General features: G+C 64.7%; 11 protein-coding genes and 1 riboswitch. Of the genes, 1 reads left to right on the plus strand and 10 read right to left on the minus strand.

The genetic code is table 11. The annotated features are described in order from the left end of the window. Nucleotides 1–57: 57 nt before the first annotated feature. The 8 genes from FRC98_RS15545 to FRC98_RS15580 all read right to left on the minus strand — a co-directional run bounded on the left by FRC98_RS15545 (nt 58) and on the right by FRC98_RS15580 (nt 11,750). Nucleotides 58–3,837, minus strand: a complete 3,780-nt coding sequence (locus FRC98_RS15545; RefSeq protein WP_146982359.1) for a serine/threonine-protein kinase — start codon at nt 3,835–3,837, stop codon at nt 58–60. Between the two features lie 174 nt (nt 3,838–4,011). Beyond that, entirely contained in the window at nt 4,012–4,356 is a 345-nt protein-coding gene (locus FRC98_RS15550; protein ID WP_146982360.1) for a hypothetical protein, read from the minus strand. Between the two features lie 89 nt (nt 4,357–4,445). Continuing rightward, nucleotides 4,446–6,569: a ribonuclease R family protein gene (locus tag FRC98_RS15555; protein ID WP_146982361.1), complete on the minus strand. Its 2,124-nt coding sequence runs from the start codon at nt 6,567–6,569 to the stop codon at nt 4,446–4,448. Nucleotides 6,570–6,711: 142 nt separating this feature from the next. Beyond that, complete coding sequence (locus tag FRC98_RS15560; protein WP_146982362.1) at nt 6,712–7,371, minus strand: CoA transferase subunit B; 660 nt, start codon at nt 7,369–7,371, stop codon at nt 6,712–6,714. A gap of 60 nt (nt 7,372–7,431) precedes the next feature. After that, a complete protein-coding gene (locus tag FRC98_RS15565; RefSeq protein WP_146982363.1) occupies nt 7,432–8,133 on the minus strand; it encodes a CoA transferase subunit A in 702 nt (233 codons plus the stop codon). A 75-nt stretch (nt 8,134–8,208) separates the two neighbouring features. Then, the gene (locus tag FRC98_RS15570; RefSeq protein WP_146982364.1) at nt 8,209–8,979 is read right to left on the minus strand and encodes a hypothetical protein; all 771 of its coding nucleotides are present in this window, start codon (nt 8,977–8,979) and stop codon (nt 8,209–8,211) included. 279 nt (nt 8,980–9,258) lie between these two features. After that, nucleotides 9,259–9,789: a hypothetical protein gene (locus FRC98_RS15575; RefSeq protein ID WP_146982365.1), complete on the minus strand. Its 531-nt coding sequence runs from the start codon at nt 9,787–9,789 to the stop codon at nt 9,259–9,261. Next, on the minus strand, nt 9,786–11,750 hold the full coding sequence (locus FRC98_RS15580) for a tetratricopeptide repeat protein (RefSeq protein ID WP_146982366.1): 1,965 nt from the start codon (nt 11,748–11,750) through the stop codon (nt 9,786–9,788). The genes FRC98_RS15575 and FRC98_RS15580 overlap by 4 nt, the downstream gene beginning before the upstream one ends. A gap of 263 nt (nt 11,751–12,013) precedes the next feature. Here FRC98_RS15580 and FRC98_RS15585 point away from each other — a divergent pair, with 263 nt between their 5' ends. After that, entirely contained in the window at nt 12,014–12,595 is a 582-nt protein-coding gene (locus tag FRC98_RS15585; protein ID WP_146982367.1) for a P-loop NTPase family protein, read from the plus strand. A 72-nt stretch (nt 12,596–12,667) separates the two neighbouring features. Here FRC98_RS15585 and FRC98_RS15590 read toward each other — a convergent pair whose 3' ends face one another. Together FRC98_RS15590 and FRC98_RS15595 are read right to left on the minus strand one after the other, a co-directional pair. Beyond that, nucleotides 12,668–13,375: a hypothetical protein gene (locus FRC98_RS15590; protein WP_146982368.1), complete on the minus strand. Its 708-nt coding sequence runs from the start codon at nt 13,373–13,375 to the stop codon at nt 12,668–12,670. Nucleotides 13,376–13,673: 298 nt separating this feature from the next. Further along, on the minus strand, nt 13,674–14,060 hold the full coding sequence (locus tag FRC98_RS15595) for a hypothetical protein (RefSeq protein WP_146982369.1): 387 nt from the start codon (nt 14,058–14,060) through the stop codon (nt 13,674–13,676). After that, a riboswitch (SAM riboswitch) is annotated at nt 14,054–14,165 on the minus strand. (Overlaps the previous gene by 7 nt.) Between the last annotated feature and the right edge of the window lie 70 nt (nt 14,166–14,235).

Genomic DNA, 14,235 nt, shown 5'->3' on the forward strand with positions numbered 1-14,235 from the left:
CGCCGTAGAGATCGGAGACGAGGGGGGCTGCATCATGGCGAGGAGTGCGAGGGTGATTTAGACCGTGGCGGCGACCGGTCGTCCCAGACGTTGGGAGGTCTCGGTGGCGAGCTCGCGCAGGCGCGCGGCCAGATCGGGGCGCTCATCTTCGATGAGGGGGGCGATTTTGTCAAAAGCGTCGGCGAAGCTCTCCTCGGCGAGCGCGAGCTCGGGGGCGTCGTTGAGGAGCTGGTCGACGACGAGCATGGCCTCACCGTTGACGCCGTTCTGCAGGAGGGCCAGGGCGTAGAAGGCGCGCGCGCAGTTCACCAGGCGACGCTCGCCGATGCGATCAAAGTGCTGAACGGCGTCGGTGAGTGTTTTGAGCGCGCGATCGGGTTTGTCGACAGCGAGCTCCAGGCGACCAAGGAGCAGGCGGGCGCAGGTCAGGCCGTGGCGATCGCTTAAGGCGCGGTAGCCTTCCATCGCTTCGCTGATCAGGGTGTGGGTTTCGCGGTGGCGGTCGACGGCAAACGCGAGCATGGCGAGGGCGCGGTTGCAGTGGGCGATGCCGTGGCGGTCGCGCATGGCCTCGAAGGTGGTGTGGGCGTGGCGCAGGTGTTTGGCGGCGGCTTTGAAGTCGGCGCGGGAGTAAGCGAGTTTGCCAAGCGTGAGCTGGCAGTAGGCGGCGTCGTGGCGTTGGCCGAGGCTCTCGGCCTGCTCCAGGGCGCGGGTGGCCAGGTCGAGGGCTTTTTTGGGTTGGCCGACCTCGCGCAAGAAGTCGGCCGCCAGGCGCTGACCGAAGGAGATGGCTTCGACGTCGCCCAGGCTCTCTTCGAGGATGGCTGCGCGGCGGAAGAAGACCTCGGCGCGGCGCGCGTTGCCCTGGCGCCAGAAGACGTCGGTGAGCAGGCGGAGCATGGAGGCTTCGAGCACGCGGTGCTGGATCTTCTGGGCGCGCTCCAGGCCGTCTTCGAGAAGACGCTGGGCTTCGGGCAGAAGTCCCTGGGCGTGGGCCAGGCGGCCCAGGCCGAAGAGGGCGTAGGTGTCGACGATCTGGAGGGTCTGGCGGATGTCGCGGGTGCGAAGGGTCTGCCAGATGTCTTTGACTTCGCGGCGCGCGGCTTCAAACCAGGTGCGGGCCTCGTCGAGGTCGCCTTGCAGGCGGCCGAGCTCGCCCAAACCCCAGCGGGCCCAGAGGGCGACGGCGGGGCTCTGGTCGCCGAGCAGGCGTCGGTAGTGCTCGCGGGCGGAGTCGTACTCGCCGACGCGGCGTTCCAGGTGGGCGACCTCCAGGGCGACTTCTTCGGAGCTTAAGACCCCGGAGACGTCCTGGATCAGCGGGCTCTCGATGGAGATCTGGTCGGTGTCGGCGAGCTGTTTGGCGTCGCGGTAAAGGGCCATGGCGCGTTTGAGGTCAGCGCCTTCGGCGGCGGCGCGGGCGGCCTTGACGGTGAAGGCGTAGACGCCGGAGGGCTCGCGAGCGTGGCGGTAGTGGTCGACGAGTTCCATGGCGCGCTCGCGGGCGCGCTTTCCGTAGTAGGTCTTTTTGGCGGCGGCGGCCAGGCGGTGGAGGTGACGCAGGCTGCGGCGGCCTTCCATCTCTTTGAGGAGCACGTCGCGCATGACCACGTGAGCGAATTCGAGGACGTCGCGGCCGCCTTTGCCGACTTCGCGCAGAAATCCCTTTTCGACCAGCGCTTCGAGGACGTCGTCGAGGCGGCCCAGCCAGGGGGCGTTGTCTTCGGCGCCGAGGAAGGCGCGCAGCAGGGCGTAGTCGAAGCCGGCGCCGAGGATGGCGGCGCGGTCGAGGATGGCGCGGGTGGCCTCGGCGTCTTCGCTGCGTGTGGCCAGGCGGTTGAGGCGGTAGCGCATCAGCTCGGCGAGCTCTTCGGGGAGCTCGTGCTGGATGTCGACGCCGGGGGCCAACTTCCACTCGCCGCTCTCCCATTGCAGTTTGCCGCTCTCCTGGAGGTAGCCCAGGATCTGGGTGATGTGCAGGGGGTTGCCGCTGGCGCGGCGGGCGATCTGGCGGGCCAGGGCGTCGTCGACCGGGGCGATCTTGAGCACCAGCGAGCTGGCGTCGGAGGGGTCGAGGTGGGTGAGCGGGATGCGCAGGACGTTTTCGGGGCCGAGGCGCTCCAGGCGCTCCAGCGCGTAACGCATCTCGGGGACCTGGTCGACCTCTTCGGCGCGCAGGGTGGCGACGATGAGCACGGGCATCGGATCGAGGTGCATGCCGACGGCGAGGTGCTGCAGAAAGGCGAAGGTCTCATCGCCGCTGTAATGTAGATCTTCGAGGACGAGGAGCCAGGGTTTTTCTTTGCCGGCCTCGCGCAGCACGCGCTCGATCATGGCGAAGACGCGCTCCTGCACGGAGAGGCGGCGCTCGCCAGAGTCGCGTTCTTCGAAGATGGCGCTCTCGCCGCCGGGGCTCATCAGCTGGAGGCAGAGGTCGGCTTCTTCGGCCGAGAAACCCCAGGGGCCCAGGCGGGCGGCGAGGTGTTCGGCGAGGTTGTCGACGGGGATGTCGGTGGTCTGCAGGATGGTCTGCAGGATCTGGCGCATGCCGCCGAAGTTGGCGTTACCCCGGGCGTGGGAGCCGGAGGCCACGCGCATGACGCCGGCTTCTTCGATACGCACGCGGGCCCACTCCAGCAGGCGGCTTTTGCCGATGCCGGCTTCGCCCTCCAGAAAGAGGACGCCGCCCTGGCCGACGCTGACGGTCTGTCGGACCTGGCGCTCGATGAGGCGTCGCTCGCGTTCGCGGCCGACCAGCGGGGCCTGGGGCACGCCGCCGGGGCCGTGGCGGGAGGTGTCGCCGGCGAGGAGGTGGGAGGGGGGGATGGTCTGACCGCCGTAGCCGCTCAAAAAGCCGGCGTGGGAGAGGTTGCCGGGGTGGGCGCCCAGGCCCGGATCACCGAGCCTGGGGCCGGTGACCATCCAGGGCACGTAGCTGAACTCGTTGATGACCGCCTGCAGCGCGTCGCGCACCTCGGCGGCGGTCTGGTAGCGCTCGGCGGGGTTCTTGGCGAGCAGACGGTAGATGGTGCGCTCAAGCTCTGCGGGGAGGTCGCCCTCGCGGGAGCGCAGCCGGGGGATGGGCGCGCGCAGGTGGCCGCGCATCACCTCGCGGGGCTCATCGCCGGGGTAGGGGGGCATGCCCGAGAAGATCTCAAAGAGGATGATGCCCAGGGCGTAAAGATCGACGCGGGGTTCCACCGGCTGGCGGCGGAAGAGCTCCGGGGCCATGTAGCGCGGGGTGCCCAGGATGACGCGTTTTCCGGCGGCGGTTTCGCTGTCCTCGTCGTCGAGGCCGCCGGGGGCGCCGGCCAGGCCCAGGCCGCTGTCGTCGCCGGAGCGGGTGGCGGCCAGGCCGAAGTCGACCAGCTTGATGATCTCGCGGCCGGCGTCGTCGCGGGTGACCAGGATGTTGGAGGGTTTTAAGTCGCGGTGAATGATGCCGCGTGCGTGGGCAGCGCTGAGCGCGCTTAAGATCTGATCGCTGAGCGAGACGATGCGCAGGATGTCGATGGGCTCGCGTTTGAGTGGCGAGAGCCCGTGGCCATCGACCAGCTCCATGGCCAGCCACAGGGTCTGGTCATCGTTGTCGGTGCCAAAGTCAAAGACGCTGGCGATGTGCGGGTGGTTGAGGCGGGCGACCGCCCGGGCTTCTCGACCAAAGCGTCGGCGCGCGCGCGGCGTGAAGGCCGCATCGGAGTGCAGCACTTTGAGCGCGACCTCGCGATCGAGCGAGGTCTGCAACGCGCGGTAAACCGCGCCCATGCCGCCCTCACCGATCCTCTCGGCGATGACAAAACGTCCGGCGACTTCAGTTCCTTCAGTGAGAATGGCCATGAACGTCGAGCATGCCGCGGTTGGAGGCTGACGCACGGGTGCGCAGGCGTCAGCTCAGGTGGAAATTAAGTCCAGGCAACACTAACCCATCGCGGAGTTTTTTTCACCCGTAAAGAATGCGCCGCCGTCGGCCCGCGCGCGGGCAGAAGCGGCGGCGAAGATGGCGTGGCGAGCTCAGGAGAGGGTGGCCGACTCCCCGTCGGCCAGGATGTAGACTTTGCCGCGGCGCTCGTCGAAGACCCAGCCCTCAAAGAGGCTGTCGAGCTCCTCGCGAAGCACAGATTTAAGGTCTTCGTCGAGCTCATCAAGGTCTTCGGGCAGCACGATGTTGTAGACCCAGAACTCCTGGGAGCGATCCGGGTCGATTTGACCGCCGTAGACGCCGCTGAGCATCAGGGAGGTGAAGGCGTCTTCGTCAGGCGCAGAGCGGTAGCGCGCTGCGCCCTGGGGGCCTTCGAGTTGTTCGAGCAGGGCGAAGCCGATGTCGAGCTCCAGCTCGTAGCTGTTTTGATACGTCATGGTCGAACCTCCGTAGGAGACGATGGTAAGACGCGATGACTGCTGGACCTCGCGCGGTGAAGAAGCGTCAGGACACCGGGCCCTAAGCCTCAGTCGGCGCTTGCTTCCTGAGACTCGACGGGCGGGATGTGCTGGCGAAGCGAGAGTCGATCGCCACGTGCGTCCACCCGATCAGCGACCACTTCGATGCGATCGCCGACGGCGGCCTTCTGCTTCAGGCTACAATTGGATCTGTAAGCACACTCTTCGACAAAGACAGAAGCTCGTCCGGCCCGTTCGTCTTTTATTTCCAACACGATAGCGTGCATCACCTCACCGCGCGTGGCTTTGAGATGTTCAAAAAGCCAGTAGCGTTTGGTCTCGCGCTCGGCCAGAGAGGCCTCACGGATGGAGCTCTCGACGGCGGCCAGCACCTGGAGCATCTCCTCGGCGTTATAAGGTAGGGGCTCGCCAGAGAGGTGGGCCTTGAGCTGGCGCTGGCAGATGAGATCGGAGTAGCGGCGAATCGGGCTCGATGCCTGAACATAAGTGTGCAGCCCCAGGCCGAAGTGGCTGTCGGGGCGGGTGGAGAGATCGCCGCGTTTCATGCGCCGCAATGTGGCGAAGGTGCGGGGCAGGCCCTCGGGGACGGCCAGGATCTCGGCGTCGTCCAGGGGAAGATCGGGCGACTCCTGGATGCGGTAGATGGTGGGGATCTCGTTGCGCTCGCAAAAGCGCCCGATGTGCTCGTTGCAGAGCACCATCAGCTCGCTGACCAGCTGGCGGGAGGGGGAGTCGGAGGGGAGCGTCTCGACCTGCACTTCGGGAGGATCGGCTTTGGTGTCGACGACGATCTTCGCCTCGGGGATCTCGAAGTTGGTCGCGCCCTGGTCGGCGCGCCAGGCGTAGCGCTCGCTGGCGATATGCTGAAGGTTTGTGAGCACCTGGCTGACATGGTCGTTGCCCTCGCCAGTGAGCAGCGCGTCGGCCTCGTCGTAGGTGAGGCGGCGTTTGACGCGCACAAGGGAGGGGATGACCTGGGTGTCGACGAGCTCAAGCTCGGCGTTGAAGATCACGCGGGTGGTGATGGCCGGGCGAAGTTCGCCTTCGACAAGGCTCATGCGATCTTCGCTGAGCTGCAGGGGGAACATCGGGATGGCGCCGGTGGGCAGGTAGACCGAGGTGGCGCGGCGGCGCGCCTCTTTGTCGAGGAGCGAGTCCGGGGGAACGATCGCCGAGGGGTCGGCGATGTGCACGTCGAGCTCCCAGCCGCCATCTTCGGTGGGGTTGATGGCCAGGGCGTCGTCGATGTCGCGGGTGGAGGCGTCGTCGATGGTCAGGCAGAAGCGGTCACTCAAATCGACGCGCCAGCTCTCGGGCTCAAAGGGGGTGTCGGCCAGGCGCTGCGCCTCGGCGACCACTGCTTCGGGGAGCGCCTCGTCGATGCGAAAACGATGCAGCGCCAGGTTGTAGTGCTCGTCCCACAACCCAAGCTCGCGCATCAGGTTAAAGGCTTTGAGGTGGTTGTGGCCGGAGAAGCCGCGGCCGGCAGCTTTGGCCAGCTCGTCGAGGGCCTCATCGGCGCGGGCGCGGTGGGTGAAGTCTTCGCCGTGGGCGGCAAAATCCTGGAGCAAAAAGATCGTGTCGCGCAAAGGATCGATGCGCATGGCCTCCTGCATCATCGCGGGGCGATCTTCGGCGGGGGCTTTGAGGACGTCGGCCAACTTGTCGAAGACCAGCGCGCGCTCGGCCTCTTTGCGGGCCTCGGCTTCGACTTGCTCGCGGAGCTGCTCGACCTGGGAGGCGTCCCGGGCCTCATAGGTGCCGTCGCGTTTGGCTTTGAAGTAGAGCGAGTCTTCGCGCAGCGCGCGCACCAGGGCCAGGCGGTGGTTGGGGCTGTCTTCGGCAAACATCAGCTCGGCCAGCGCGCCGGGGCCCTGAGCCTCGTCGAACTCCCGGGCGAACTCCCAGAGCATCGCCACGTCAACCTCGCCCTTGAGCTCGGCCAGCGCCTCGGCGGTGCTCTTGAGTTTCTGGCCGGCGCGGTGGGTGTCGTCGGCGGGGGCGCGGCCCAGCTCGAAGGTCACGTCGTTGCGGGCCGGGCGCATCTCGTCGCCGCCCTCGCTTAAGACGATGAGCTTCTTTTTGCCCAGAGTGTCGGTGACCACGCCCAGGCGGTGGTCGTTGCCGGTGGAAAACTCAATCAGCGCGCCCGCTTCGATCTCAGTGCTCATAAACAGGGGTGTCCGTGGGGAGGGGAGGTGCAGGGGAGGGAGGGGGAAGGCGTTGTAAAAGAGCCGCCTGCCGGGCGCGTGACCCGCAAAAAGATGCGAGTGACGAGCGCGCGGCAGGCGGCGGAGGTGATGCGGTGTGAGCTTAGCTCAGGCTGATGGTCTTGAGGTTGTCGGCGACCTCAAAACGGGCCTGGGTCTTCTCTTTAACTTCGTCGAGGGTGACGCCCTCGGCCAGCTCGCGCAGCACGAGGTGGTCGCCCTCCACATCAAAGACGGCCAGGTCGGTGATGATGCGGTCGACGCAGCCCACACCGGTGAGCGGAAGATCGCATTCGGCCAGAAGTTTCGGCGAGCCGTCGCGGGCGGTGTGGGTCATGAGCACGACGACGCGTTTGGCGCCGCTGACCAGATCCATGGCGCCGCCCATGCCCTTGACCATCTTGCCGGGGATCATCCAGTTGGCCAGGTCGCCGCGCTCATTGACCTGCATCGCGCCCAGGATGGTCACGTCGATGTGGCCGCCGCGGATCATGGCAAAGCTCTCGGCGCTGTCGAAAAAGGCCGAGCCGGGCACGGTGGTGATGGTCTGTTTGCCGGCGTTGATAAGATCGGGATCTTCTTCGCCCTCATAGGGGAAGGGGCCGATGCCCATCAGGCCGTTTTCGCTCTGCAAAACGACGTTGACGCCCTCGGGGATGTAGTTGGCGACCAGGGTGGGGATGCCGATGCCCAGGTTGACGTAGGAGCCGTCTTCGAGCTCCTGGCTTGCGCGCATGGCGAGTTGTTCGCGGGTTAAGCTCATCGTTGACCTCGTAAAGATCGCAAAAAGATGGAGAGAAAAGTGGGCTCGAAAGGATCGACGTTACTCGGGGCGCGGGCGCGTGGTGCGCTGCTCGATCCACTTCTCGTAGCTCTCACCCTTGATAATACGCTGCACAAAGACCCCGGGGGTGTGAATCTGATCCGGGTCAAGCTCGCCGGGCTCCACCAGCTCTTCAACTTCGGCGATGGTGATGCGCCCGGCGGCGGCCATCATCGGGTTGAAGTTGCGGGCGGTGGCTTTGAAGATGAGGTTGCCCTGGGTGTCGCCTTTCCAGGCTTTGACAAAGGCGAAGTCGGCGGTGAGCGCGGTCTCCAGCACGTAGTTGCGGCCGTTGAATTCGCGGGTCTCTTTGCCGTCTGCGACGACGGTGCCGTAGCCGGTGGGGGTGAAGAAGGCGGGGATGCCCGCGCCGCCGGCGCGGATGCGCTCGGCCAGGGTGCCCTGCGGGTTGAGCTCGACTTCCAGCTCACCGCTCAAGAACTGCTGCTCGAAGTTCTTGTTCTCACCGACGTAGCTCGAGATCATTTTTTTGATCTGTCGGTTCTGCAGCAAAATCCCCAGACCGTAGTGGTCGGTGCCGCAGTTGTTGCTGATCACGGTGAGATCGCCGGTGCCGCGCTCGGCCAGGGCCCGAATGAGGTTCTCCGGGTTGCCGCAGAGGCCAAAGCCCCCGCTCATGAGCGTCTGGCCGTCTTCGATGTCGAAGATCGCCGCGCTTGCTGATTCGTAGACCTTGTTCATGCAACACTCCTTCAAGTGCGTAGGTGTGTGAGAGGGTGAGTTTGCTGTGTTGAAAAGGTGTTTTAAATCAAGGGCTTACCATTGCCCGCCCAGCGAGAGGCCGGCGAAGACGTAGGTGTAAAATCCGGCTTCGAGCTTGAGCACGGCGTGCGGGCCCAGGTTAAAGCGCATACCACCGCTGATGTTGATGATGGGCACCACCGGGGGCACGCGGCTCTCGATCTCGGGGTTATCAAAGTCGATGGCGTTGGGGTCGGGCTCACCGTCGGCCGTGAGGCATTCCGGCGGCGTAAATGACTCGCCGGCGCCGCCCCCGAGGCTGTTGTAACAGGGGGAGTTGCGACGCGGCTGATAGCGCACGATGTCGCCCAGGATAAAGCCCGGGCCGATGCCGCCGCCCACAAAGGGGGCGAACCACTCCTGCACATCCCAGTACCAGTAGGCCGAAAAGACCACCGAGGCCACCTGCATATCGAGCTCCGTCCATTCGGCCTGCTGGGCGGTGTCGCCGGATTCCTGCCAGAAGGCCTCGGGCATGGAGAGGTCGGCGTAATCAAAGGCCGCGCTGAGCTCGTAGCGGCGGTCTTTGCGCCACACAAACTCCGCGCCGTAGCTCAAGTTGCTGTTGCCCTCGGACCAGTGGGTGGGGTGCTCTTCAAAGAAGAGGCCCAGCAAAAATCCGGGCACGGCCACCGCGCGGGCGCGGGCGGTGAGCATGAACTCATCACTGGAGATGTCCGACTCGAAACGCACGGCGTCGTTGGGGTCGACGTACTGCGCGCTGGCAAGGGCGGGCAGGGTGATCGCGGCGAGGAGGGTGGTCAGGAAAATTTTGCGCAAAGCCATACAAGGCTCCAGGTCCAGGGGCTGGCGTACACAAAAACAAGGGGCCAGCCAATCGGTTCAGGGCGACGTCGGCCGGAGTATAGGGTGCCGACCGCACCAGAGCAAAGCCAGCGGCGTCGCTGCGGACTCGCGGTGGCGCTGCCACAGCTTCGTCCTTGCTCCTTGCTGGACTTTGCCCTGGATACAGTCGGATTTTTTAGGGTGCGAAGGATGGATTGGCGAGCTTTGCCCTGGATGCAGTCGGGTTCTTTGGGGTTCGGGGCGCGCTTCTTGGAGTTCTCACATCCCGAAGATCGATGATCGGGTGGTGATGGCCCGGCAATGCCCCTCAATGCAGGCGGCGGTGGCGGGTTCAAAGGCGCAGCCCAGGGCGGGGCATTGGGAGCTGAGTTGGGGGTTGGCGTCGCAGTGGGCGCGCAGGTGGGGGACGAAGTCGCGGTGGTAGGCGGAGTCGGTGCAGGCGCTGCAGCACTCGCGGGTGAGGTTGACGGCGACGCATTCTTTGGATGTCTGGCAGCGGGTGGGGTGGGGCTCGGCGGTGGGGGCGTCGGCGGGTGCGGGTTCGTCGACAACTTCGGGAATTTCGGGGGTGGTGGGGGCTTCGGGTGGGGCCGGGGGAGGTGTGAAACGTTCTTCTTCGGGGCCGGTGGTGGGTGGGGGAGGTTGTGGGGTGGGGAGGGTGAGATCTGCGGGGTCGGGGGTTGAAGGCGTTTCGGAGGGGGCGGGGGGATCGGTCGGAGTGGGGGTGGAGCAGGCGGTGAGACAGAGGAGTGTGCTGGCGAGTAAAGCGACCGGTGTAAGGGACTTCATCGGGGATGCTCCGACTGAGAGGGTGGGGATTCGTGTTCGGCGTTGGTGATATCCGAGCAGTAGGAGAGGTCGCCGTAGTCGCAGGCTTTTGCCTCGTAGGTTATGGCGTCATGGTGTGTGACGGGCTCGAAGTTCTCGATTTTGAGAAGTTCCGCAGCCAGAGCGCAGCTATCAGGGTCGCGCAGGTCGCAGCCCCGTTGTGCAATATCGAGCGCCTGGGAGTGAAGGTCGCGGTCAGCGTGGCTCTGGGCGAGCCAGCGGCAGGTAAGGGTCGAGGCGCGGTGCATATCTCGTCGGTGCGGGAGGGGGTTCACGCAAAGCGCGGTCAGGAGCGGGACGGCGCGCTCGTCCCATGAAGCGTTGTGGCTGACGCCGTCTCGCAGGTAGCGCCCGATGTGCGCGCAGGCGATGTAATCGTTGAGTCGGCAAGCCCCCGCCATGTATTTCATGGCGAGAGGTGGATCGGCATCGAACTCGCCGCGGCCCTTTTCATAAATGAGTGCAAGGTCGATGCAGCCGCGGGGCTCATCAAGTTCGCAGGCGCGTTGGTGTAAACCGAGGATGTAGCGTTGGTCTTCTTGAGAGGCGTGCGTTTCCAGCCAAAGCGCCAACCAGTTGCAGCTGTTTCCAACGCGACGGTCGCATCCTTCGGTGAAGATATCGAAGGCGCGTTCAGGTTCTTCGTGCATCAATAATGCGCCGGCCCACTGGCATCCCTTCGGCTCATCGTTCTGGCAGGCGCGCTCGTAGGCTTCGAGCGCGCCGTCCAGGTCGACCTCGCCACCGATGCCCTGTTCCACGAGCTGACCGTACGCCACGCAGGAGTCATCTGCATGCCGGCGGCAGCTGCGCTCCAGGGTGCTGCGTGCCGCTTCGGGTTGAGCGGGCCAGTCTTTGCGTGCGGATAGATAGAGGTTGCTCAGCGCGACACAAGATTCGGAGCGACCTCGGAAGCAGGCGATTTTATAGGCCTCCTCCAGGCGGGTGGGGGGCTCAAGATCAGGAAACGCGAGATCGGCGATTGTGGCCCACAAATGACAGGCGCGGGCGTCCCGCGAATCGCAGGCATAGCCGAAGTACTCAAACGCAAGCTGGTAATCAGGCCGCAACGACAACTCCGTTGAGCCCAGATAGAGGTCGCCCAGACGTTTACAACTCATGGGGTCGCCGAGCGCACAGCCGCGTCTGTTAAATGCAATCCCCTCCTCAAGTTCCGTGTCACCCCCCATGCCGAGGTAGAGCATTTCACCGTAAACGCCGCAGGCCCATCCAATGTATTTCTCACACCCTTCTTGAAAGTAGGTGCGGGCGATGTGTTCGGTCAGCGTGTCTCCTCCCCGGGTCGTGTGCCCCACAAAAAAACCGAGGTTGGCGCAGCTCGACGGGTCGCCGAGCAAACAGCCGCGCTCGTAGGCGCGTAGGGCGTCGTCGACACGTCGCTCACGGTCCGAGCTGACGGTGTCGTTGTGCAGAGTGCGGGCCATGTTGCAGCCCCAACCTACGCCTCCTGCACAGCTTTGCTGAGCGAGGTCGCTGCCGCGTTGGCGGTCACGTTCAAAGCCCGCTGATCCGGTGCCAACGAGGTGGGCCAGGCAGCCGCATCCGGCCGGGTCGCCCGCGTTGCAGCGCTCTTCGCAAAGTTGACCGGCTCGCTCCGAGACTTTTTCCCAGCCGCCTCGGCGCCAGGCCCACACGCTCCATGTGGCGCAGGCGAGCATCGACTCGTGTTCTTCGCAGGCCTCGATCATGGCCGGTAGCGTGTCCCGTGATGTGTAGCGAATGCTATAGGTGTAGCGGCAGTCTTCAAGCACGGGATCGAAGATCTCATCGTCGGCGCAGGTGGGGGCCGACGTGTCTTCGGCGTCTTCGGCGAAGGTGGGGAGTGCGAAGGTGAGGCAGAGCGCCAGGGTGGCGGTCCAGATGACGAGGTGCAAACTGAAGACAGGACGTCTGGCAAACATACAGGGCTCAGGACATGGGTGCGGCGTACGCGCGTCGTTTCAAAAAACATCACTGGTTGAATAGGCCGAAGGGTAGCATAAGGGTGAACCGGGGTCAGCGCTGGAACTCGTTTGGGGGCATAAGGGTTATTGGTGCAGTGAGGTCAAGAGGTTTGACGATGTGGTGTGCACAAGATGCGTTGGCGTTGAGGTGGCTCTCGACGTATGCAGGGCCAACGTAAGCGGGGGTAGCGCTACCATTCGACTTAAACCGGGTACACATCATGACGTTGGAAACACTCTACCGCGCCGATGGCACTCCCTACGACCGCTATGTGGTGGTGGGAACTTCGGGTTCGGGGAAGTCGACGCTGGCGAATCGGCTGGCGTGGCAGACGAGTAATCGCCATGTGGAGCTCGACCGGTTGCATTGGTTGCCGGGGTGGCAGGAGCGGCCGTGGGATGCATTTTGCGACGATGTGGAGGCAGCGACGCGCGGGGAGCGCTGGGTGGTGGATGGGAACTACTCGGTGGTGCGGGATGTGGTGTGGGGGCGGGCGGAGGCGGTGGTGTGGCTCGATCTTCCGTTTACGCAGGTGATGTCGCAGATCGTGGCGCGGACGCTGCGACGCGGGGTGACGGGAGAGGTTGTGTGCAACGGCAATGTGGAGAGTCTGGCGCGGGGGTTTTTGAGCCGCGAGTCGATCATTTTGTGGGCGGCGAAGACCTGGAAAAAGCATCATGAGCGCTATGAGCGGCTGTTGATGGGGCCACTGGATCCGGCGTGGGGGCATCTGGATGTGTTTCGGGTGCGGGCGGGCGATTTGAGCGATGTGGAGGTCTGGCGCGGTGCCGACCGTTTTTAAGACGACGCTGACGGCGTCGCCCGGGTTGATGTGCGGGTTTGAAGGCGCCGCACTCTCCGCGCGTATTGCGTGCTACTCGTTCGTCGCGATGATCGAGCGCGCGTAGGTCAGCGCCGACGCCCGGTCGGAAAACCCGCGGCTCTGGCAGGTGGGGTCGGTGCCAAGGCTTCCCCAGCTCTCGAGCCAGAGACCGTGCGCGTGATCGGGCACAGAGTTTCCGCGGTCGGCATGGACCGGGTAGGCGTGAACGACGACGAAGGGCGACGTGAAGAGAGCGTTGAGGTGCTCGCAGAGCTCGGTGTCGTAGGCGTCGTGGTTCAGCCGCGCCTGATAGGTAAAGGCTTGTGGGCCGATGGCGAAAGCGACCCGGGCTTCGATGCCTTCGCCGGAGAGGTACGTGTCGTGCGGGTCGGTTTCGACGTCGGAGGGGTTTTGGACTGGGACCACCTCGGTGAAGTCGACCTGGTGTCGGGTCGGGTAGTCGGTTGCGTCGTTCATGGGTTGAGCGGGGAGGTTGTGGGTGGCGTCCGGGCTGTCCCATTTTGCGCAGTCGAGCTGCTGCGCTTTGTGAGGGCGGCCGACGAAGACAACGTGCGAAGGCTCCACGGGGGAGGTTGGGATGGGGGCGACGCGATTCTTCATCGACGGGTCTTGTGAGGAGGAGGGGGAGTGGTCGCCGGGGGCGTTGACCTGAGCGGGCACCACCGGCGGCGCGGGCGTGCTGGAGGACGGGTTGCAGGCCGTTACCACGAGTATCAGGCAACAAAGGAGGGTGCGCATCGGTATCCTTCGATCGGCGTTCGACCACGTCCATGACGGTGATGAAGGGGTGAGTCTACCTCGCCGTCGGTGATGTGTCGTTGCGGATGTGATGGCGGTGCGGGAGTGTATTTAAATCTAGAAGTTCTAGACGGGGCCATGGATGGGCAAGATATAGGAGGACCGGCGAGGGGAATGAAGCGGGGAATCGGAGGCCTGATGATGATTTGCGGCATTTTCCTTGAATGAATAAACCACCGCGGCCTGGGCGCGCGGTGGTTTGTCTGATTTTGTCCAATTATCCAGTTAAATCAATGGCTTACATGGTCTTTGTGTGCTCGCGGAGGAGGGTGTCCAGGTCGGACTGAACCACCGCGCGAAGACCGGGGCTTTGCAGGGTGTCGCGCTCAATGGCGAGGGCCTGGGCCTCTTTATGCCAGGGGTGCTCGGCGTTGGGGCAGGTGAAGCGGTCGAAGGGGCGCAGGTCGGCCTCGGAGAGCTGGCCGTGGTGATAGGCCATGGACTCGGCCATGCCGCGGGGGGCGCGCAGGTTGCGCTCGGCGAAGCACTCCGCGTCACAGACCTTGCAGCGCATGTGGGTGTGGGTGTCGGGGGCGAGGGTGAAGTAGGAGTAGCCGCGGCGGTAGGCGTACGCGTAGGTCGTCGGAATGTGCAGGTGAGGGGTCTGGCGAGGATCGTGAGACATGGTGCGCTCCGCAGGAAGGGAGTTGCGCAGGCTTTACCACCTTACCGGGATTGGCAGGTTGGTCCGGCTTCAAAGGGCCTATCCCTCCACCGGTCTGCATGACGGCGTTGAGTGTAGGTGCGTGTAGGTTTGGGTCAAGGGATTTTGAATCGTGCTAAGAGCGGATCGATGAAGG

This window comes from Lujinxingia vulgaris, from assembly GCF_007997015.1.
GTDB lineage: Bacteria > Myxococcota_A > Bradymonadia > Bradymonadales > Bradymonadaceae > Lujinxingia > Lujinxingia vulgaris.